At 71.9% G+C, this 21,102-nt stretch carries 18 protein-coding genes; 7 read left to right on the top strand and 11 right to left on the bottom strand.

The genetic code is table 11. The features are described from left to right. Positions 1-66 precede the first annotated feature (66 nt). Positions 67-675, top strand: a complete 609-nt coding sequence (locus tag ABT070_RS01360; RefSeq protein ID WP_351752990.1) for a DJ-1/PfpI family protein — start codon at positions 67-69, stop codon at positions 673-675. A 79-nt stretch (positions 676-754) separates the two neighbouring features. Here ABT070_RS01360 and cpt read toward each other — a convergent pair whose 3' ends face one another. The 5 genes from cpt to ABT070_RS01335 form a co-directional block, all read right to left on the bottom strand. Beyond that, positions 755-1,288, bottom strand: coding sequence for a chloramphenicol phosphotransferase CPT (cpt, locus tag ABT070_RS01355; protein ID WP_351752987.1), 534 nt, complete (start codon positions 1,286-1,288; stop codon positions 755-757). A 64-nt stretch (positions 1,289-1,352) separates the two neighbouring features. Then, positions 1,353-3,107, bottom strand: coding sequence for an NAD+ synthase (locus tag ABT070_RS01350; RefSeq protein WP_351752985.1), 1,755 nt, complete (start codon positions 3,105-3,107; stop codon positions 1,353-1,355). Positions 3,108-3,212: 105 nt separating this feature from the next. Then, on the bottom strand, positions 3,213-5,153 hold the full coding sequence (locus ABT070_RS01345) for a S53 family peptidase (protein ID WP_351752982.1): 1,941 nt from the start codon (positions 5,151-5,153) through the stop codon (positions 3,213-3,215). Positions 5,154-5,362: 209 nt separating this feature from the next. Then, the gene (locus tag ABT070_RS01340; RefSeq protein ID WP_351752979.1) at positions 5,363-5,959 is read right to left on the bottom strand and encodes a DUF305 domain-containing protein; all 597 of its coding nucleotides are present in this window, start codon (positions 5,957-5,959) and stop codon (positions 5,363-5,365) included. Between the two features lie 11 nt (positions 5,960-5,970). Beyond that, a complete protein-coding gene (locus tag ABT070_RS01335) occupies positions 5,971-6,645 on the bottom strand; it encodes a thioredoxin-like domain-containing protein (protein WP_351752976.1) in 675 nt (224 codons plus the stop codon). 315 nt (positions 6,646-6,960) lie between these two features. Here ABT070_RS01335 and ABT070_RS01330 point away from each other — a divergent pair, with 315 nt between their 5' ends. Then, positions 6,961-7,404, top strand: a complete 444-nt coding sequence (locus ABT070_RS01330; protein ID WP_351752973.1) for an RrF2 family transcriptional regulator — start codon at positions 6,961-6,963, stop codon at positions 7,402-7,404. A 145-nt stretch (positions 7,405-7,549) separates the two neighbouring features. Continuing rightward, on the top strand, positions 7,550-7,816 hold the full coding sequence (locus ABT070_RS01325; protein ID WP_351752971.1) for a DUF6959 family protein: 267 nt from the start codon (positions 7,550-7,552) through the stop codon (positions 7,814-7,816). Between the two features lie 212 nt (positions 7,817-8,028). Here ABT070_RS01325 and ABT070_RS01320 read toward each other — a convergent pair whose 3' ends face one another. Beyond that, a complete protein-coding gene (locus tag ABT070_RS01320; protein WP_351752969.1) occupies positions 8,029-8,859 on the bottom strand; it encodes a DUF4394 domain-containing protein in 831 nt (276 codons plus the stop codon). A gap of 484 nt (positions 8,860-9,343) precedes the next feature. Here ABT070_RS01320 and ABT070_RS01315 point away from each other — a divergent pair, with 484 nt between their 5' ends. After that, positions 9,344-10,918, top strand: a complete 1,575-nt coding sequence (locus ABT070_RS01315) for a PucR family transcriptional regulator (RefSeq protein ID WP_351752966.1) — start codon at positions 9,344-9,346, stop codon at positions 10,916-10,918. A 22-nt stretch (positions 10,919-10,940) separates the two neighbouring features. On the opposite strand, the gene ABT070_RS01310 is transcribed toward ABT070_RS01315, so the two are convergent. Beyond that, positions 10,941-12,164 (bottom strand): globin domain-containing protein, encoded by a 1,224-nt coding sequence (locus tag ABT070_RS01310; protein ID WP_351752963.1) that lies wholly within the window; start codon positions 12,162-12,164, stop codon positions 10,941-10,943. A gap of 329 nt (positions 12,165-12,493) precedes the next feature. Here ABT070_RS01310 and glnA2 point away from each other — a divergent pair, with 329 nt between their 5' ends. Beyond that, positions 12,494-13,855, top strand: a complete 1,362-nt coding sequence (gene glnA2 / locus ABT070_RS01305; RefSeq protein ID WP_351752960.1) for a gamma-glutamylpolyamine synthetase GlnA2 — start codon at positions 12,494-12,496, stop codon at positions 13,853-13,855. Positions 13,856-13,956: 101 nt separating this feature from the next. On the opposite strand, the gene ABT070_RS01300 is transcribed toward glnA2, so the two are convergent. Beyond that, positions 13,957-14,364, bottom strand: coding sequence for a hypothetical protein (locus tag ABT070_RS01300; RefSeq protein ID WP_351752957.1), 408 nt, complete (start codon positions 14,362-14,364; stop codon positions 13,957-13,959). A 23-nt stretch (positions 14,365-14,387) separates the two neighbouring features. Further along, a complete protein-coding gene (locus ABT070_RS01295) occupies positions 14,388-14,822 on the bottom strand; it encodes a VOC family protein (RefSeq protein ID WP_351752954.1) in 435 nt (144 codons plus the stop codon). A gap of 255 nt (positions 14,823-15,077) precedes the next feature. Here ABT070_RS01295 and ABT070_RS01290 point away from each other — a divergent pair, with 255 nt between their 5' ends. Beyond that, positions 15,078-18,074 (top strand): bifunctional [glutamine synthetase] adenylyltransferase/[glutamine synthetase]-adenylyl-L-tyrosine phosphorylase, encoded by a 2,997-nt coding sequence (locus ABT070_RS01290; protein WP_351752951.1) that lies wholly within the window; start codon positions 15,078-15,080, stop codon positions 18,072-18,074. 22 nt (positions 18,075-18,096) lie between these two features. Here the strand turns inward: ABT070_RS01290 and ABT070_RS01285 are convergent, their stop codons facing one another. After that, positions 18,097-19,098 (bottom strand): DMT family transporter, encoded by a 1,002-nt coding sequence (locus tag ABT070_RS01285; RefSeq protein WP_351752949.1) that lies wholly within the window; start codon positions 19,096-19,098, stop codon positions 18,097-18,099. Positions 19,099-19,169: 71 nt separating this feature from the next. Between ABT070_RS01285 and ABT070_RS01280 the strand changes: the two genes are divergently transcribed. Further along, positions 19,170-20,066: a LysR family transcriptional regulator gene (locus tag ABT070_RS01280; RefSeq protein WP_351752946.1), complete on the top strand. Its 897-nt coding sequence runs from the start codon at positions 19,170-19,172 to the stop codon at positions 20,064-20,066. Positions 20,067-20,307: 241 nt separating this feature from the next. On the opposite strand, the gene ABT070_RS01275 is transcribed toward ABT070_RS01280, so the two are convergent. Then, complete coding sequence (locus ABT070_RS01275) at positions 20,308-20,928, bottom strand: TetR/AcrR family transcriptional regulator (RefSeq protein ID WP_351752943.1); 621 nt, start codon at positions 20,926-20,928, stop codon at positions 20,308-20,310. Positions 20,929-21,102 lie beyond the last annotated feature (174 nt).

Here is a 21,102-nt window from a genome sequence, read left to right as displayed (position 1 = left end):
GCCCTCGACCGGCTGCGGCACCCCAGGAAAGACTGACGGTCCGTTCCCGGGTGCGGAGGAGTCGACATGCAGGTAGCCGTGGTCACTTTCGACGGGTTCAACGAGCTCGACAGCTTCATCGCCTCCGCGCTGATCAACCGGTGCCGTCGGGACGGCCTGGAGGCCTTCGTCACGACGCCGACGCCGGTGGTCACGTCGATGAACGGCGTCGAGGTGAGCGGGCAGCGCCCCATGGAGTTCGTGGCCGAGGCCGACGTCGTGCTGATCGGCAGCGGGGTGCGGACCCGGGACGTGGTCGCCGACGACCGGATCGTCTCCAGGCTGCCGCTCGACCCCTCGCGGCAGCTCATCGGCGCGCAGTGCTCCGGGGCGCTGGTGCTCGCCCGGCTCGGGCTGCTGGGTGACATGCCGGCCTGCACGGACAGCAAGAGCCGGCCCTTCGTCGAGGCCTGCGGCGTCACCGTGCTGGACACGCCGTTCCACACCGAGGGGAACATCGCCACGGCGGGCGGCTGCCTGGCGTCGCAGTACCTCGCCACATGGGTGATCACCCGGACGCTCGGCGAGGACGCCGCGCGCGCCGTCCTCGACTACGTGGCTCCGGTCGGCGAGAACCAGGAGACGGCCGACCGCGCCCTGCGCGCCGTACGCGCGGGCGAGGCAGCCCTGCGCTGACACCCCCGCGATCGGCGCATCGGGTCCGCGCCGCCGCCCGGGACAGCCCGCTGTCCGCGGCCGGCACCGGCGCCGTGGGTCAGGTGGTCAGGGCGGCGACGGCCCGCGCGCAGTCCAGGGACTCGGTGCGGGTGGTGTCCACCTCGAGGTCGTAGAGCACGCCCCGGTGGACCAGGTCCGCCTGGGACGCCGCCATGCCCGGGGCCCGGTCCCCGCGGGCGAGTTCGCGGCCCGCGGCGACCGCGCTCTCGCACCGGACGCCCACCCAGAGCACGTCCAGCCCGGCGAGGGCCTTCCGCCACTCCCGCTGGGACGCGGCTCCGCCGAGGAAGACGTCGTCGACGACGACCCGGGCGCCCGCCCGGACCGTCGCGGCGACCCCCTCCTGCCACGCCGTCTGGAGCGTCCGGAACCCGGTCCCGACGTTCACCCCGCCGTCCGCCGTGAACCCGATCCCCGCGTCCGAGGCCCGCATGGCCGGGGGCAGGGCCTCGACCAGCGAGTCCACCCCGAAGGCGAGCCACGGATCCGGCAGGACCGCCTGGAGACACCGGACGATCCCGGACTTGCCCGAGCTGGAGCCGCCGTTCAGCACGATCACCTGAGTCGTCACCGCGCCACCGTAGAGGCACCGCCCGGGTCGGCCGCAACCTGTTTCGCGGCTCCGGGGGCGGCGGTCACACCGACTCGCGCCAGCCGTTCGTGATGGGCAGACGGCGGTCCTTGCCGAAGCCCTTCGCCGAGATCTTCGTGCCCGGCGGGTACTGGCGCCGCTTGTACTCGGCGGTGTCCACCATGCGCAGGGTCTTGACGACCAGCTCACGGTCGTAGCCCGCCGCGACGATCGCGTCCGCGCCCTGGTCCCGGTCGACGTACAGCTCGAGGATCGCGTCCAGGACGGGGTAGTCCGGGAGCGAGTCGGTGTCGACCTGGCCGGGGCGCAGCTCCGCGCTCGGCGGCTTGGTGATCGAGTTCTCGGGGATCGGCGGGGTCTGGCCCCGCTCCGCCGCGGCTCGGTTGCGCCACTCGGCGAGCCGGAAGATCCACGTCTTGTAGACGTCCTTGATGGGGCCGTACGCGCCGACCGAGTCGCCGTACAGCGTCGAGTAGCCGACCGCCAGCTCCGACTTGTTGCCGGGGGCGAGGACGATGTGGCCCTCCTGGTTGGAGACGGCCATCAGCAGGGTTCCGCGCAGCCGCGACTGGAGGTTCTCCTCCGCCAGACCGGTCAGGCCGAGCGAGCCCATGTACGCGTCGAACATCGGCTCGATCGGGACCGTGCGGAAGTTCAGGCCCGTCCGGCGCGCCAGCTCCGCCGCGTCGCCCTTCGAGTGCTCGGAGGAGTACTTCGACGGCATCGACACGCCGTACACGTTCTGCGCGCCCAGCGCGTCGCACGCGATCGCCGCGACGAGCGCCGAGTCGATACCGCCCGACAGGCCGATGAGCACCGAACGGAAGCCGTTCTTCGCGACGTACGCGCGCAGTCCCACGACCAGCGCCGAGTAGATCTCCTCGGCGTCGTCGAGCCGCTCCGCGTACCCGCCGCTCAGCTCGGGCTCGTACGCCGCGACGGGGTCCTGCGACACCACGACGCGGTCGATGCGCAGACCGTCGTCCACCACGCCGGTGGGCGCGTCGGCCGAGGCCGCGGGCAGGTCGAGGTCCAGGACCACGCACCCTTCGGAGAACTGCGGCGCCCGCGCCACGACCTCGCCGTCGCGGTCGACGACGATCGAGTCGCCGTCGAAGACCAGCTCGTCCTGCCCGCCGATCATCGCGAGGTAGGCGGTGGTGCAGCCGGCCTCCTGGGCCCGCTTGCGGACCAGTTCCAGACGGGTGTCGTCCTTGTCGCGCTCGTAGGGGGAGGCGTTGATGGACAGCAGCAGACCGGCCTCGGCGGAGCGCGCCGCGGGGACCCGGCCGCCGTCCTGCCAGAGGTCCTCGCAGATCGCGAGGGCCACGTCGACGCCACGCACCCGCAGCACCGGCATGGTGTCGCCCGGCACGAAGTAGCGGAACTCGTCGAAGACGCCGTAGTTGGGCAGGTGGTGCTTGGCGAAGGAGAGGATCACCTCGCCGCCGTGCAGCACCGCCGCCGCGTTGCGCGGGGAGCCGGCCGGGCGGCCGAACTTGGGCCGGCCGCCCTCGGACCGGTCGAGGAAGCCGACGACCACCGGCAGTTCGCCGAAGCCCTCGTCGGCGAGGCGGACGGCGAGCTCGCGCAGGGCCGTGCGGGAGGCCTCGACGAACGAGGAGCGCAGGGCGAGGTCCTCGACGGGATACCCGGTCAGCGCCATCTCCGGGAACGCCACGAGATGCGCTCCCTGCTCGGCGGAGTGCCGGGTCCAGCGGAGGATCGTTTCGGTGTTGCCGACGAGGTCGCCGACGCGCGAGTCGATCTGGTTCAGAGCGAGACGAAGTTGAGGCACGCGCATCAGTGTAATCGTCAATGCGACGCGATGGGGGGCGCGGGGTGTCGGATACCCCACGCCCCCCGTCGTCCGCGTCACACGCACCGCACGCGGACGACCTGCTCAGCGCCGGCGGTACGACTCCACGTAACCGCTTGCGGGTGTACCCACACCGGTGACGTCGTCATAGCCCTTCACGGCGGACAGCGAACTGTCCTTGCCGAGACTGCGGACGGAGGTCAGCAGCCCGTCCGTCGCGTCGTAGCCGTTGGTGAAGTCGACGCGCGCGACCGCGAGCCCGGACCCGGTCGGGTTGTCCGTGACGTCGTGGTAGACCCGCGAGCCGTACTTGGAGTAGATCGACGGGTTGGCGAAGCCGATCGCCCTGCCGCCGCGCGCCTCCTGGCCCAGGGCCTGCACGGCCGCGATGACCGGCGCGGCCAGCGAGGTGCCGCCGATCCGGTACTCGCTGTACTGCTCGGTCCCGTCCGCGAAGGTCTGGGTCTGGCCGACCCGGAACCCGGTGTTCGGGTCGGCGATCGCCGAGATGTCCGGGACGACGCGGTTGCCGGCGGCGCTGTTCGCCGTGGCGAGCGCCTTCGGGACGACACCCTTCTGGTAATACGGCTCGGCGACCGTCCTGCTCGTGCCGCCGCCCGCACCCGAGGTGTACGCGCCCGGGAAGTCCGTCCAGCTCTTGCCGTCGGCCGACAGCGAGGCCTTGTCGGTGCCCCAGCCGGTCTCCCACAGGTACTTGTCGTTCTTGCCGACCGCCAGCGAGGTACCGCCGACCGCCGTCACCCACGCGGAGTTGGCCGGGGTGTCGACCTGCTTCGTGCCGGTGTTGGCGACCTCGTCGCCGTTGTCGCCGGAGGAGAAGTAGAAACCGATTCCCTCGACCGCGCCGAACTGGAAGACCTGGTCGTAGGCGGCCGCGAGGTCCGGCGTCTGGTTGGCCTCGATGTCTCCCCACGAGTTGGAGACGATGTCGGCCAGGTGGTTGTCGACGATCTTGCTGAGCGAGTCGAGCAGATCGTCGTCGTAGCAGGAGGCGGCGCCCACGTACGTGACGTTCGCGGCCGGCGCGACCGCGTGCACGGCCTCGACGTCGAGGGTCTCCTCGCCGTACCAGCCGGCCGCCCCGCACTCCTCGGTCCGCGTGTAGTCCGCCGGCAGGACCTGGGTCAGCTGCCCGGTCTTCCAGCGCGCGTCGCCGTGCGCCTTCGCGTAGGTGGCCGCGTCGTAGGCGATCGTCGGCGAGGCGTACGCGTCGGTGATGGCGACGCGCACCCCCTTGCCCGTGTAGCCGCCCGCGCCGTACGCGGCCCGCAGCTGCTTGCCGGTGTACCCCTGCACGGCGTACGGGATCTTCTTGCCGTACGCCGAGGGGAGGGTGCTCGCGGTGTTGGAGCCGTAGTACGAGGAGAACGGCCCGGAGTTCTTGAACACCGCGTCCGGCGGCGGGAGCTGCTCCTTGGCCGCGGCCTTGTGCGGCGCGTTGTCCAGGCCGGTGACGGTCAGGACGGCGCCGTCCAGGCTCGCGGGAGCCGAGGCCGACTTCGACGGCGCGCGGTAGGTCCTGCTGCCCTTGGTGTAGTTGTGCAGCTGGGTGCCGAACGCCTTCTCGGCGGCGGCCACGTCACCGCTGACGGACACATAGTGCTGCGTCGTGCCGGTGACCTTCAGACCGGCCGCCGTCAGCCACGACCTGACCGCCGCCACCTGGGCCGCGGTCGCGCCGAAGCGGGACCGGGCCTGCTGGGCGGAGAGATACGTGCCGTAGGCGGGCGAGGCGGGGTCGGACACGGACTTCGCGTACGCGGCGAGGCCCGCGGCGTCCCGTCCCGCGAGGTAGACGCGGGCGGAGACCTGGGCGCTGTCCGAGGTCGAGCCCTTGTCCGCCTTGGCCGTGGCCCACGCGGGCCTGGTCCCGGCCAGCGTGTCACGGGTCGGGCCGTCCGCGGCGTGCGCGGCGGGTATGCCGAGCGCCAGCGCGCCGGCGATCATGGGCAGTGTCGCTGCCATGCTCGCTCCGGCGCGCAGCGCGGCGCGGTTGGATCTCATAGGACCCCCTGTATGTGGTTCGACGCGAGTAGATCACTCGACGTGCGGGCCACTCTTGCGACGAACGCTTCATGCCAGGGGAATGCGAAAACCAAGAAGCGCCCAAGTGACCGCTTGCTGGGCTGATTTGACGGAAACGTCCGTGAAATCGAGGGAAAACCCTATGGGTTGGGTCGAGGTGTGCGTGACGAGCCGCGCCGGGACCGGCGTTACGGCTTGGCCCCTCGCGCCTTCAGCATGTCCGTCATCAGGTCGATCTCCGACTGCTGCGCCTCGACCATGCCCTGCGCGAGCCGCTTCTCCACCGTGACCGTGCACCGGGCGACACACCCCTCGGCCATGTGGATGCCGCCCTTGTGGTGGTCGGTCATGAGCTGGAGGTAGAGGACCTCGGCCTGCCTGCCGTCGAGCGTGCCGAGCTTCCTCAGCTCGGTGTCGGTGGCCATGCCGGGCATGAGCGCACCGTCCTCGCCACCCCTCCCGCCCATGCCCATCCAGGACATGGGCCCGTCGGACGACACCTTCGGCAGGCCCCAGAGGTCCAGCCACCCGAGCAGCATGCCGCGCTGGTTGGCCTGCGTCTGCGCGATGTCGTAGGCGAGCCGCCGGACGTCCTCGTCGGCCGTCCGGTCCCGCACGATGTACGACATCTCGACAGCCTGCTGGTGGTGCACCGCCATGTCCCGGGCGAACCCGGCGTCGGCCGAGCCGGCGGCGGGCGGCGCGGTGTCCGCCGCGCCGTCCTCGGCGACGGAGCAGGTGACGGCCCCGGCGGCGACGAGCACTCCGGCCACGGCTACCGCCACTCCCGCGTACCTCACTGCGACAGACCACCCGTGCACGCGGCGCCCGGCTCGGGGGTCTGCTCGCCCTGCACGAACTTCTCGAAGAACTTGTCCAGGTTCGCGTCGCCCGCGCCCGTCACCGTGCGCTGGTGCCCCCACGCGGTGAGCATGACGGGGTCGGCCTGGGCGTCGTCCGGGCTCATGAGCGTGTAGGGCGTCTTCCTGACCTTGGCGGCGAGGGCCTCGACGTCGGCCTTGGCCGCCTTGCTGTTGTACGTCACCCAGACCGCGCCGTGCTCGAGCGAGTGCACGGCGTTCATGTTGTCGACGGCCTTGGTGTAGACGTCACCGTTGCAGTTCATCCAGACCTGGTGGTGATCCCCGCCGACGGGGGGCTCGGTCGGGTACTTCACGGTCTTGGTGACGTGGGTACGCCCGAGCGTGCCCTTCCACGTCCTGACCCCGTCCGCACCCGTGACGAAGTGCCCCGAGGCCGCCTTGCCGTCGGCTGCGGTGTCCTTGTCGTCGCCGGACTGCGACTTCACGACGAACACGCCACCGGCGACCAGCGCGACCACGGCGACGACACTGCCGCCGATGATGAGAAACCGGTTACGCCGCTCCCGGACCTGCTCGGCCCGCCGCATCTCCTCTATGCGCGCCTTGCGCGCCGCGTTGCCGTTGCCGGTCGTGTTGGCGGAACCCATGAGGCCTGTCCTTCGGGAAAAGGGGCGGGACGGTCGGGGTGTTCGAGTCCGCTGATCGTAATGGGGGCGACGGGAAAGCCGTAGACAGGTCACAGCCAAGAGAAGGGCGACGGTCACGGCCAAGGGGGCGGGGCGAGGTGGCGGGGGGTGAGGGGGCGGGGTGAGGGAGCAGGGTGAGGGGGCAGGCTTGCGTGGGCCGGGGTGAGCGGGTTGGGCCGGGCGGGCCGGGGCGAGCGGGCCGGGTCGGGCGGGCCGGGCCGGGGCGGGCGGGCGGATAATTTGAACGGGAGATGCGCATTATCTACGCTTCCTCCCATGCGGCTGTTGCGATCCACCGACCTGGCACTGCGCGTCCTCATGCGACTCGCGGTGGCGGGCGACACCCCGGAAGCCACCCCGACGACCCGTGATGTGGCGGCCGCCATGGAGGTGCCCTACACCCATGCGGCCAAGGTCGTGGCCGAGCTGCAGCACATGGGCCTGCTGGAGGCCCGTCGCGGCCGGGGCGGCGGCCTGACTCTCACCGACCGGGGCCGCGCGGCGTCCGTCGGTACCGTGGTCCGCGCCTTCGAGGGGGACGGCGACGTCGTCGACTGCGAGGGCGCCATCCCCTGCCCCCTGGCCTCGGCCTGCCGGCTGCGCGGCGCCCTGCGTCAGGCCCAGGAGGCGTTCTTCGCGTCCCTGGACCCGATCACGGTCGCGGACATCGTGGCGGAACCCACGGGGCCGCTGCTGCTGGGGATCTCGAGGTTCGCCTGATTCCACCGGCGTCGCGCGGGGCGGCGGGGATCCGTGACTCCCCCCCACGTCAGCCACGGTTTCCGGGCCTTGTCCGCCCCGTCCTTCACGCTTTCCCCCTGCAATGCGGTTGTAGCCGCATCGCCGGGCCGGATTGGATGGCCCGATGGAACGCATCGAAGCAGAGCTCTTCACCGCCGGCGGCAACAACGCCGTAGTCCGCCTGCCCGGCCGGCGCTTCCCCGGGGTTCTGGTGCAGGGCGACTCCCTGCACATCCTCCGCACCGACATGGCCGAGCTGGTCGAGGCGTGCGACCGCGGTGACCTGGGCGACGCCCGCGACACCGCCGGGCTTCTGCTGGCCGGCCTCGACGCCATGCTGGAGCGCTACGGCACCGCGTTGGACGAGCACGAGATACCGCGGCCGTACTGAGCCGGGCCGCGCGCGTCACGCCCCGGCCGTTCCCCGCTCGACGCGAGCACGGGCTCGCCGCGGTCCGGGAGCAGCCGGGCCGCGGCGAGGGCGGACGAGGACGGACGGGCGTAGGGCAGGGCGCAGGACGGGTGGTCCGGGGCCGGTCGTCGGGCGGGTCGTTCGGGTCGGTCGTCCGGGGTGGGTCGTCCGGGCCGGTCGTCCGGGTGGGATCAGGTCCCGGAGATGGTGATGGCCAGGTCCGTGATGTTCAGGGGGAACTGGCCGACGGCCGTCGTGTCGCCGGTGAGGATGTCGAGGCTGTACAGCGACGGAGTGCTCGCGCCGTACGGCGTGAGCGTGGCGAAGGCGGCGTACGAGGTCGTCTTGCCGTTGGTCAGATAGCTGAAGATGTCCAGGCCCGCGTTGACACCGGCGTCGAAGCCGAGCAGACCGGTCGTGACGAGGTTGCCCTCGTTGGGCGGCGACTGGATGACGACCTGGTCGTTGAGCGTGTCGACGTCGATCAGGGTCGCCCCGGTGGACCCCACCAGGTCGTTGTTGGTGTACCCCGCGGCGGTCACGCCCTGCACCGTCGCGGTGGCCGGCGGGATGTTCAGGGCGGTGTCGGCGGCCGTGGTGTGGTCGTTGAGGTTGTGCCGCAGGTTCTGGCCGTAGTCGCTGATCACCCGGAGCCGGTCGGCCGCCGGGTTGAAGTCGATGTCGAAGGTCGTGCCGTAGAGCGCGACCTGGAGTTGCGAGACCTTGGTGACGACGACGTCGGTGGTGGCCGGCGGGGTCTTGATCGTGTAGATCCCGCCCTTGTCGCCGAGGCCGTACAGGAGGCCGTTCTGCACCCGGTGGTCGATCCCGAGCAGCTTGGTGTCGCCACTGAGCCCGGTGACGAGCCGGACCCAGTCGAGCACCTGCGGCTTGTCGGTGGTGAACGTGGCCATCAGCGTGCCGTCCCCGGTGATCCCGAACGCCCGCAGGCTGGGGACGGCGCCGGCGGCGGAGCCGGAGCCGGGCGCGCCGACCATGAGCGCGGTCGCCGCGGAAATCATGGCGACCGTCGCCGCCAATTTCTTTCTGGTCCCTGCTTTCACTTTTGTCTTCCTCCCGTTTGAAAGAACGTCATTACCTCGAGTCGCTGTCGAGTCAATGCAGAGTGGCTGCCGCGTGGCTGCCGAGTTGTTGCGGAACGGGCGGTGAAACGGCAGCGTCATAAGGCGTCCTGGGCGTCGCTGAACAGCGATGGAATGCGTTGACCACGTGGTTTGCGCCGACGGTGCCGACTGCGTCGACCGTCGTGCCGAACTGTCCGCCGGACCGAAGTGATCCCCCGTGGGCGGCCGCGCGGTTCCCATTAAGCCCAGGCCGCGGCGGCCTCACAAGCGGATCCGGCGACAAGTACGCCCTGATTCAGGAACTTTGTGAAGAGTGACAAACGTGACGTCGGCACATCCTTCATCAATTCACCCGGATTGATAAACGCCCGTCCGGTTTTCGTCTGTCGACGCTCACGACTGCGATGGCATGCTCACGCCCATGGGGAGTCTCTTCGGCGAGCTGGCCCGGCAGGCGACGGCCAACGCGCGCCGCGAGGTGGAGACATACGTGCGCGAGATTCCGGAGCTCGGGTCCCTGGACATGAACTCCCGGGCCAGGGCCGAGACGCTGGAGTACGCGGTGTGGTTCAGGCGCCGCACGGTCGAACTGGCACCGGAGAACGGCGGGTTGACCGAGGACGACCTCGGCTACATCACGTCGATGGGTGCGGCACGCGCCGGGTCGGGCATGTCGCTGGAGTCGCGCCAGCGGGTACTGCGCGTGCACACCGCGCTCATGCTGCGCGAGATCAACGAGGCGACGGAGGCCCAGCGCGGCGGCCACGTCGAGGAACTCATGCGGATCATGAGCTGGTTCGCCCCGCAGGGCGAGCGCGGCATCGGCGCCTACCGCGAGGGCTTCGTGACGGTGCTGCGGCGCCGGATGCCCTACGTCGAGCAGGTCTCGCTGCTGGCGCGGTCGTTGCTGGCCGAGGACCCCGCGGCGGAGGAGCTCGCCCTGGTCGCGGGCATGGAACTGGCCGACCACTACACGGTGACGGTGATCCGGGTGCCGGACCGCCCGGCCGGCGACCGCGACCTGGAGAACGAGATCGAGGCGCTGGTGAAGACGCACGGGGTGCCGGTCACCTGGTGCCCGGAGCGCGGGGGCGGAGGCGGAGGCGAGGGCAGGGGCGAGGGAGAAGGCGGGGGAGGAGGCGGGAGAGGAGGCGGGAGAGGAGGCGGGGGCGGCGAGTTGATCGTCCTGGTTCCCGGTCCCGCCGGTATCGGATCCGCCGGTCCTGCCGGTACGGGTTCTGCCGGTACCGGTCTCGCCGGTCCTGCCGGTACGGGTTCCGCCGGTTCTGCCGGTACCGGTCTCGCCGGTCCTGCCGGTACCGGTTCCGCCGATCCCGCAGGTCCTGCCGGTCCCGCAGGGCCGCACGCCGCACCCGGGCTTACACATGGCCTCGCGCCTGACCCTGCGCGCGACCTCGTGCCGTCGTCCCGCCCGCCGGACTCCGAACCGTCGTCCCGCCTGCCCGACCTCGTGCCGGCCCCGCCGCCCGTCCTCGCGCAGGCCCCTCGATCCGACGACCTGGTACCGGATCTTGTCCCCGGCCTCTTGCGGGACTTCGCCCAGGCCCTCGGCCGCCCCTGCGCCGCCGGTACCGCCGCCGCCCCCCTGTCCGAGCTCTCCGGCGCCCTTGACCTGGCCCGGCGGATCAGCAGGGCGGCCCCGTTGCGGCGGGCGTCGACCCGGCTGCGGCCGCACACCCTCGCGGACGTCTTCGTCGAACTCACGGTCGCGGACGTGCCGTTCGTCGACGAATGGCTCCGTGCGGTGGCCCGGAACCTGCGGCCGGGCCCGGACCTGCTCGTCACCCTCGACGCCTACTACCGCCACGACATGCACCGCGGCTTTGCGGCGACGGCCCTCAACGTCCACCCGCGCACCCTGGACTACCGCCTTCGCCGGGTGCGGGAGCTCACCGGCCTCGACCCCGGTTCGACGCACGGCGTGCGGATCCTCAGCGCGGTCGTCACACGGAGCCTGTCGCGGGCGTGGAGCTGAGCCGGGCCGCCGCTCACGTGGCTCAGGCCCGGGCCAGCCACAGGTCCGGGCCGAACACCTCGTAGTGCACGTCCGCCGGGGCGACCCCCTTCTCGATCAGCTGCGCCCGCACGGCCCGCATGAACGGCAGCGGACCGCACAGGTACGCGCGCGTGCCCGGCGCGACGGTGACGTCCGTGAGGTCGGCCAGGCCCGTCCGGGCGTGTGCCGGGGCCTCCCGCTCGTACCAGAGGTGCACCGAGGCGTCCGGCAGCTTCGCCGCGTACGCCTCGTGGTCCGTGCGCAGGGCGTGGTCCGCGGGGGAGCGGTCGGCGTGGACGACCGTGACCGGCGCGTCGTGGCCGGTGGCGCCGAGGTGGGCGAGCATCGCCACGATCGGGGTGACGCCGATGCCGGCCGAGGCGAGGAGCAGCGGGGTTCCCGGGGCGTCGTCGAGGACGAGGTCGCCGTACGGCTCGGAGAGCTCCAGCACGCTGCCCTCACGCACGCGCGCGTGGAGGTGGTTCGAGACCTCGCCCTCCGGTGTCGTCGCCCCGCCGGACACCCGCTTGACGCTGATCCGGCGCACCTCGGCCCCCGGTGCGCCGGACAGGCTGTACTGCCGTATCTGGTGTGCGCCGTCGGGCAGCTGGGCGCGGACGGACACGTACTGGCCCGCGCGGAAGTCCCGCACCGGCGCGCCGTCGACCGGGCGCAGGCCGAAGGTGACGACGTCCTCGGTCTCCCGGACGCGTTCCACGACCTCCCACTCGCGCCACGCGTCGCCCCCGCTCTCCTCGTACAGGCGGCGCTCGATCGCGATCAGCGCGTTCGCCATCAGCCAGTAGACCTCGTCCCAGGCCGCGGCGACCTCGGGGGTGACCGCCTCGCCCAGGACGTCGGTGATGGCGGCGAAGAGGTGCTCGTGGACGACCTCGTACTGCTCGGGCGCGATGCCGAGGGAGGCGTGCTTGTGGGCGATACGGGTGAGCATCGCGTCGGGGCGGTCCTGCGGACGGCTCCCGGCGTCGCCGTGAGGGCGATCCGGCGCGGGCTCGACGAGACGCGTGGCGAAGGCGGCTATGGACCCGGCCAGCGCCTGGCGCTGGGTGCCCGCCGCCTGGTTGCCGCGGTTGAACAGGTCGCGGAGGAGTTCCGGATGCGCCGCGAAGAGGCCGGCGTAGAAGCGCTCGGTGATCTCACCGATGGCCGCGCCCACGGCGGGGAGGGTCGCGCGGACGGTGGCAGCGGACTGTTCGGACAGCATCGGGGCTCCTCAAAGCTCACTCGGTGTTCTGCTGTCCGGCACGCTAGTTAAAGTTGCATCTGAGATGCAAATTAAATGGGCGAGGAGGGACGGAGGGGGTGGGGCATTACGGATGTCGGTGCGAGCAGGCAAGATGGGCGGCAGAGCAGTACACCTGTCGTGAAGGCGGTACATCTGCCGGACGTGAGGCGTTCAGGCCCGGGTCGCCGAGGCGATCATGGTCGGCAACGCGCACGAAATGGTGTTGTGGTGTGATGCTCAGGTGCCCGACCGCCTCTCCGTGGGACGGGAAACAGGCGGCCTGACCAGCAAGGATGGGGAAGCGCAAGATGGACAAGCAGCAGGAGTTCGTGCTCCGGACGTTGGAGGAGCGCGACATCCGGTTCGTACGGCTGTGGTTCACGGACGTGCTGGGCTTCCTCAAGTCCGTCGCCGTGGCCCCGGCCGAGCTCGAACAGGCCTTCGACGAGGGCATCGGCTTCGACGGCTCCGCGATCGAGGGCTTCGCCCGGGTCTACGAGTCCGACATGATCGCCAAGCCGGATCCGTCCACCTTCCAGGTACTGCCCTGGCGGGCGGAGGCCCCCGGTACGGCCCGCATGTTCTGCGACATCCTTATGCCGGACGGCTCCCCGTCCTTCGCCGACCCGAGGTACGTGCTGAAGCGCGCCCTGGCGCGCGCCTCCGACCTGGGCTTCACGTTCTACACGCACCCCGAGATCGAGTTCTTCCTGCTGAAGAACAAGCCGACCGACGGCTCCCGCCCGACCCCGGCCGACAACTCCGGCTACTTCGACCACACCCCGCAGAACGTCGGCCAGGACTTCCGGCGCCAGGCGATCACCATGCTCGAGTCGATGGGCATCTCGGTCGAGTTCTCCCACCACGAGGGCGCCCCCGGCCAGCAGGAGATCGACCTGCGCTACGCGGACGCGCTCTCCACGGCCGACAACATCATGACCTTCCGGCTGATCATGAAGCAGGTCGCGCTGGAGCAGGGCGTGCAGGCCACCTTCATGCCGAAGCCGTTCTCGGAGTACCCGGGCAGCGGAATGCACACGCACCTCTCCCTCTTCGAGGGCGACCGCAACGCGTTCTACGAGTCGGGCGCGGAGTACCAGCTCTCCAAGGTCGGCCGGTCCTTCATCGCCGGCCTGCTGAAGCACGCCGCCGAGATCGCCGCCGTCACCAACCAGTGGGTCAACTCCTACAAGCGCATCTGGGGCGGCTCCGAGCGCACGGCCGGTGCGGGCGGCGAGGCGCCGTCGTACATCTGCTGGGGCCACAACAACCGCTCCGCGCTGGTCCGCGTGCCGATGTACAAGCCCGGCAAGACGGGCTCCGCGCGCATCGAGGTCCGCTCCCTCGACTCCGGCACCAACCCGTACCTGGCGTACGCCATGCTCCTCGCCGCCGGCCTCAAGGGCGTCGAGGAGGGCTACGAGCTTCCGCCGGGCGCCGAGGACGACGTCTGGGCCCTGTCCGACGCCGAACGCCGCGCGATGGGCATCGAGCCCCTCCCGCAGAACCTCGGCGAGGCCCTGGGCCTGATGGAGCGCAGCGACCTCGTCGCCGAGACCCTCGGCGAACACGTCTTCGACTTCTTCCTCCGCAACAAGAAGGCGGAGTGGGAGGAGTACCGCAGCGAGGTCACCGCCTTCGAACTCCGCAAGAACCTGCCGGTGCTGTAAGCACAGGTCAGCGCGGTTTCCCCGCCACGACACCACGAGGGGCCGACGGTCACGAACCGTCGGCCCCTCGTGGCGTCACACCGCCCCTGGACCACCGGGGCTCAGCGGGTTCGGAGGGCCTGGTGGGCGCCGTACGCTTCGATGAAGGCCTGGATCGACGGCAGGTCGTTCGCGAAGGACGTGGAGCGCCACTTCGTCTTCCTGCCGTCGCGGTGGGCCAGGTCGATCCATACGGCGAGACTCACCCGGGAACTGTCCGAGAAGCTCTGTCCGTTCACTCGGAGCGTGATCCCGGTCAGATCACGGAAATCGACGATCGTCAGCGGCTTGTCCTCGCTCGCGTACTCGATGGCGCCGTCCGGGGTGACGACCAGCAACGGGTCCGGGTCGTGCGAGGTCCCGCGCAGGAACCCGGAGACTTTCCCGCGCTTCTTGGTGAAGACGCGCCAGTCCTCCGGCACCGGCCCCTGGCGCGCCTGCCGGAGGACCGTCCTCGGATCGGTCGGCACGGCCCCGCGTCCTTGCCGGGGTCCTATTGGGCCTTCAGCCGCGCCAGGACCTGGTGGAGCGGTTCCGTCTCCCGGCGGCGGTACTCCTGGATCGCCCAGCCGTTGCCGTCGGGATCCTTGAAGTACATGAAGGTCGCTCCGTCCTGCGGGGCGAACTGCTGGGGTTCCGTGACGTCCAGGCCGCGGGCCGTCAGTTCCTCGTGCGCGGCCTTCGCGTCCGTCACGCAGAGCTGCATGCCGTGGTACGTGCCCGGCTGCGGGGTTCCCGTCGGGACCTGGAGGCCGTCGACCAGGGCGATCGAACAGCCGGAGCCGGGTGGGGTGAGCTGGACGATCCGTACGCCCTCCATGACCTCGCCGTCGAGGTCGACGTGGAAGCCGACCTTGTCGCGGTAGAACTCCTTGGCCCGGTCCACATCGGACACCGGCAGCAGGATCACCTCTAGGGTCATGTCCATGGTGTGACTCCCTTGACTCCATTGTCGCGGCCGTCGCTCTTCACCCAACCGAAGCCCCGCAGGACCCGAAGCTCCCCAGGACCCGAAGCTCCCCAGGACCCGAGCCCCGCAGTACCCGAGGCTCCGCAGGAACCCGCAGAATCCGAGTCCCGCAGAACCCGAAGTACCACAGAACCGGAAACCGGGCCGGGGCGCCACCGAAAGGCGCGGGTTACGCTCAGGTGCGTACGACCTTGATCCGAGGGAGGGCCGGGGATGATGGCGCCGGGGCGCAGGAGCAGCACCTTCACACGGCTGCTGCGGCACGGCTTCACCGACCCCTCCGCCGCCGAGCGGCTCCTGGACGGGCCCGAGCTGTCGCCGGTGCGCAACGATCCCTTTCTGCTGGAGGCCCTCGGCGGCACCGCCGATCCCGATCTCGCCCTGCACGGTCTCGTCCGGCTGCTGGAGGCCCAGCCCGGGCCCACCGCCCGCCGGGAGCTGCTCGACACGCTGATAGCGGCCAAGCCGCTGCGCGACCGGCTGCTGGGGGTGCTGGGGGCGTCCGCCGCCCTCGCCGACCACCTCGCCCGGCATCCCCGGGACTGGGAGGTGCTGGTCACGTACGAGCCGCGGGACCTGCATCCCGGCGTGGAGGAGTTCGAGCGGGGCCTGGCCGAGGCCGGGGACCCCGTGTCGCTGCGCGTCGCCTACCGGCGCTGCCTGCTGTCCATCGCGGCCCGTGACGTGTGCGGGACGACCGAGCTCGCCGAGACCGCCGCCGAGCTCGCCGATCTGGCCACCGCCACACTGCGGGCCGCCCTGGGCCTCGCCCGGGCCGCCGCGCCCGAGGACGCCGCGTTGTGCCGGCTCGCCGTCATCGCGATGGGCAAGTGCGGCGGCCATGAGCTGAACTATGTGTCCGACGTCGACGTGATCTTCGTGGGGGAGGCCGTCGACGGGGCCGACGAGGGCAAGGCGCTGCGGGCCGCCGCCAAACTGGCCGCGCATCTGATGCGGATCTGCTCCGAGACCACCGTGGAAGGGTCCATCTGGCCCGTCGACGCCAATCTGCGGCCCGAGGGGCGCAACGGGCCGCTGGTGCGGACGCTGTCCAGCCATCTCGCCTACTACCAGCGGTGGGCCAAGACCTGGGAGTTCCAGGCCCTGTTGAAGGCACGGCCGGTGGCCGGCGACCTGGCACTCGGGGCCGAGTACGTCGCCGCCGTGGGGCCCCTGGTGTGGCAGGCCGCCGAACGCGAGAACTTCGTCGTCGACGTGCAGAAGATGCGGCGGCGGGTCGTCGAGAACATCCCGGTCGCCGAGGTCGAGCGGGAACTGAAGCTCGGGCCCGGTGGGCTGCGGGACGTCGAGTTCGCCGTGCAGCTGTTGCAGCTCGTGCACGGGCGGGCCGACGCGTCGTTGCGGAGCGGCACCACGCTCGACGCCCTCCAGGCGCTCGCCGCGGGGGGATACGTCGGACGCGCCGACGCCGAGCAACTGGACGCCGCGTACCGGTTCCTGCGGTCCATGGAGCATCGGATCCAGCTCTACCGGCTGCGGCGGACCCATCTGGTCCCCGAGGCCGAGACCGACCTGCGGCGGCTGGGCCGTTCGCTCGGACTGCGCACCGACCCGGTCGCCGAGCTCGGCCAGGAGTGGAAGCGGCACGCCGCCGTGGTGCGTCGGCTGCACGAGAAGCTGTTCTACCGGCCGTTGCTCGACGCGGTCGCCCAACTCGCCCCCGGTGAGACCCGGTTGAGCCCGAAGGCGGCCCGGGAGCGGCTGGTCGCGCTCGGGTACGCCGACCCCGCGTCCGCGCTGCGTCACCTGGAGGCGCTGGCCTCGGGTGTCACGCGCAAGGCGGCCATCCAGCGCACCCTGCTGCCGGTTCTGCTGGGCTGGTTCGCGGACTCCGCCGACCCGGACGCCGGTCTGCTCAACTTCCGCAAGGTGTCGGACGCGCTCGGCAAGACGCCCTGGTATCTGCGCCTGCTGCGGGACGAGGGCGCCGCGGCGGAGAACCTCGCGCGGGTGCTGTCCGCCGGGCGGCTCGCCCCCGATCTGCTGATGCGTGCGCCGGAGGCGGTGGCGCTGCTCGGCGACGGGGACGGCGGGGGGCTCGAGCCGCGCGGGCGGGCGCAGTTGGAGCAGGAGATACTCGCCGCGGTGCGACGGGCCGACGGCGTGGTGCAGGCGGTCACCGCGGCGCGTGGGGTCCGCCGCCGTGAGCTGTTCCGTACGTCCGCCGCCGACATCGTCGCCTCCTACGGCACGGAGGCGCAGCCGGTCGAGGCGGATCAGGGCGCGCTCGTGGACCTGGTGGGCGGGGCCGTCTCCGACCTCACGGCGGCCACGCTGGCCGGCACGCTGCGCGCGGTCGTGCGGGACGGCTGGGGCGACACCCTTCCGACGTGTTTCGCCGTCATCGGCATGGGCCGCTTCGGCGGTCATGAACTGGGCTACGGCTCCGACGCGGACGTCCTGTTCGTGCACGAGCCCCGGGACGGCGTCGACGAGCGCGAGGCGGCGGAGGCCGCGAACAAGGTCGTCTCCGAGATGCGCCGGCTGCTCCAGATCCCCAGCGCCGATCCGCCGCTGCTCATCGACGCCGACCTGCGTCCGGAGGGCAAGTCGGGGCCGCTCGTGCGCACGTTGAAGTCGTACGAGGCCTACTACCGGCGCTGGTCGCTCGGTTGGGAGTCGCAGGCGCTGCTGCGGGCCGAAGCCGTCGCCGGGGACGAGGAGTTGGGGCGTCGCTTCATCGAACTGATCGACCCTCTGCGGTATCCGGCGGACGGGCTCGGCGAGGACGCCGTGCGGGAGATCCGGCGGCTGAAGGCGCGGATGGAGTCGGAGCGGATGCCCCGGGGCGCCGATCCGAAGCTGCACACCAAGCTCGGGCCGGGCGGCCTGTCCGACGTCGAGTGGACGGTGCAACTGGTCCAGATGCGGCACGGTTCCACGCATCCGGGGCTGCGGACCACCCGCACCCGTGAGGCGCTCGCCGCCGCGCGCGACGCCGGGCTCGTCTCGGGCGAGGACGCGGCGACGCTGGACGAGGCGTGGGTGCTGGCGACCCGGGTGCGCAACGCGGTGATGCTGGTGCGCGGGCGGGCCGGGGACACCTTCCCGTCCGGCCCCCGGGAACTGCTCGCGGTGGGGCGATACCTCGGGTACGGGCCCGGCCGGGTGGGCGACATGCTCGACGACTACCGCAGGACCGCGCGCCGGGCCCGGGGCGTGGTGGACGAGCTGTTCTACAGCGGCTGAGTCGCACACCGCGCCCCGTCGCTCAGCTCCGCCGACGGAACGGGGCGACAGGCTCCGTCATCCCGCCGTACGGCCCACCGGCGGGCCCGGACGTATGTGCGTCGTGCGGCGCTTCGTGCGGCGCGTCGTCGTGTCGCGCACCGGCCGACCCGCGCGTGCGCGGCGCCGTGTTCCGCCGGGTCAGTCCCACGCCCACCAGCACCACCGCCATGCCCGCGAGAACGCGTCCGCCGATCTGCTCGTCCAGGACCGCCGCGCCCAGCGCGACCGACACGACCGGGAGCAGGTAGCCGACCGTCGCCGCCGTGGTGGGGCCCTCGTCCGCTATCAGGCGGTAGTTGAGGTAGAAGGTCACGCCCGTGCCGAGGACGCCGAGCGCGGCGACGGCGAGCAGGGCGGTGACGTCCGGACGGAAGGGGCCGGCCGCGGGGAGGGCCAGGGTGCTCCAGGCCGTGGCGGCGAGGAGCTGGGCCGCCGACATGGCCATGGGGGTCTCCGAGGCCGTCAGGTGCCGGGCCATGTAGGCGAAGGCCACGGCGTAGCTGGCCGCCGCGGCCAGCAGATACAGGGCGGGCAGGCTGAGCAGGCCCTCGTGGTGCCAGGGGGCGAAGATCAGGACCGTGCCGGCGAAGCCCAGGACGAGGCCGGTCAGGCGTACGGGGCGCAGGGCGCGGTCGGTGCCCAGGCCGATGCCGATGAGGAGCGACCACAGGGGGGTCGTGGCGTTGAGGACGCCCGCGATGCCCGAGTCGAGGTGCTGCTCGCCGAGCGCGAAGAGGGCGAAGGGCAGCGCGTTGCAGAACAGGGCGGCCACGGCGAGATGGCCCCAGGTGGTCCGGGACCGGGGGAGGCGCTGGCCCGCCCGCCGGGCCAGGAGCAGCAGGACGGCCGTGCCCAGGGCGCACCGGACGACGGTGATCTGGGCGGGCGTCAGGCCGTGGGTCAGGGCCAGCTTGATCCAGAGGAAGCCGGAGCCCCAGAAGAGGGCGAGCACGGCCATGCGGAGCGTGGAGGCGAGGGGCATGTCCCTACGGTGGTCCGCCCGACCTGTGAGGACAAGTGAAATGTTCTGGATGATTCGTTAAGCTGTACTGCATGCTTGATGTGCGACGGATGCAGGTGCTGCGGGCGGTCGTGGGGAACGGGTCCGTGACGGGGGCCGCGGCGGTGCTGGGGTACACGCCGTCCGCCGTCAGTCAGCAGATCGCCGCCCTGGAGAAGGAGGCGGGGGCCGCGTTGCTGGAGCGGGTCGGGCGGGGCGTACGGCCCACGGCTGCCGGACTGCTGCTCACCGAGTACGCGGATGCCATCGGGCGGCAGGTCGCCGAGGCCGAGACGGCGCTCTCCGACCTGCTCGCCGGGCGGACCGGGCGGCTGGGGGTGCGGTACTTCGCGACCGCGGGGGCCGGGCTGGTGGCGCCGGCCGTGGCGCGGCTGCGCGAGGCGCATCCCGGTGTCCGGATCGAGCTGAAGCTGATGGTCGATCCCGAGGACCCGCTGGCTGAGGTGCGCGAAGGGCGGGCCGACCTGGCGTTGCTGGTGAGCCGGGAGGGGCGGCAGGCCAACGGCGTACGGCTGCTGCACCTGCTCGACGATCCCTATCTCGCCGTCCTGCCGCGCGGGCACCGGCTCGCCGGGCGGCGGAGTGTGCGGCTGGCGGAGCTGGCCGAGGAGGCGTTCGTGGGGAGCGAGTGGCCCGGGCCCTGCCTCGACGCCCAGCTGGACGCGTGTGCCGCGGTCGGGTTCCGGCCCCGGTTCGTGGTGCACAGCGAGGACTACGTGACCGCCCAGGGGTTCGTCGCCGCCGGGCTCGGCGTGAGTCTGGTGCCGCGGCTGGGGCTCGGCAGCCGGCATCCGGGGGTCGTCGTCCGGGAGGTGCGTGATCCGGTGCCGGTACGGGCCATCCAGGCGGTGGTCCGGGAGACGGCGCCCGCGCAACCCGCGCTGGACGCGTTCATCGACGCGCTGAAGGGGGCCGCGGGGGCGTCGTGAGGGGCCGTGCGGAGCCGGTCCGGCCGCGCGCCGACGGTTTGCGCGCCGCCGGTGAGGCCATGCTCCGCCGGCGAGGGCATGTCTCGTCGGCCGGGCCGGGCCGGGCCGTGCCTCGTCGGCCGGGCCGTGTGGCCGGCCGGGTCGTGCAGCCGGGCGGCCTGCCTCGTCGGCCGTGCCGTGCGGCCGGGCGGCCGGGCGGCCTGCCTCGGTGGCCGTGCCGGGCCGGGCCGGGCCGGTTGGCCTATGCGGCCCCGGTCGCGGCCGCCCGCAGGGTCCGCGCGTGGTTCATGAGGCCCGTCAGGCCCACCTCGAAGGCCTGGTCCGCCCGGCCGTCGGCCACCGCGGCCAGCGCCTCGGCCAGGTGCGGGGTCGCGCCCTCCTCGGTCAGCTCCCACATCGTCTCGGGGGCCGCCAGGTCCAGGGCCGAGCCCAGCACCAGGTTCTCCAGGGCGATGATCAGCGGCATCACGGAGCGCGGCGCGAAACCCGCGTCCAGCACGAGCGTCACCGCCCTTTCGTACTGCTCCAGGACGCGGGGCGCCCGCACCGGTGAGGTCATCAGGAGCGGGATCGCCCGGGGGTGCGCGGCGAACGCGGCCCGGTAGGAGCGGGCCCAGGACTCCAGGGCGGCGTCCCACGGGGTGGTGTCCAGGGTCTTCGGGTCGATCGCGGCCGCGACCCGTTCCCGCAGGAGCTCCACTATGCCGTCCCGGCCGTCCACGTGGTGGTACACCGAACCGGTCTGCACCCCGAGCCGCTTCGCGATCTGCGGGACGCTGAAGTCGCCCTGCTCGTCCACGAGTTGCAGCGCGGTCGTGGTGATGCGCTCGCGGTCGAGAAGCGGTGTGCGCGGCCGTCCCATGGATGTGCTCTCCCCCTGAAGGTCCGAGAAGGGCTTCCCGGATGCCCAGGAGGAGGCTACATTGCCGAAACCGAAAGCCTTTAGATTTACGGGTCCGGGGCGGCCCCAGCACTCCGTCCGCCCCGGGAACGCCGGTCATCCCGCACGCCCGGAACCCTCCTGTCCCGCCGCGCT

This window comes from Streptomyces sp. NPDC002884, from assembly GCF_040295245.1.
Taxonomy (GTDB): domain Bacteria; phylum Actinomycetota; class Actinomycetes; order Streptomycetales; family Streptomycetaceae; genus Streptomyces.
This window is presented reverse-complemented; position numbering and strand designations above follow the sequence as displayed.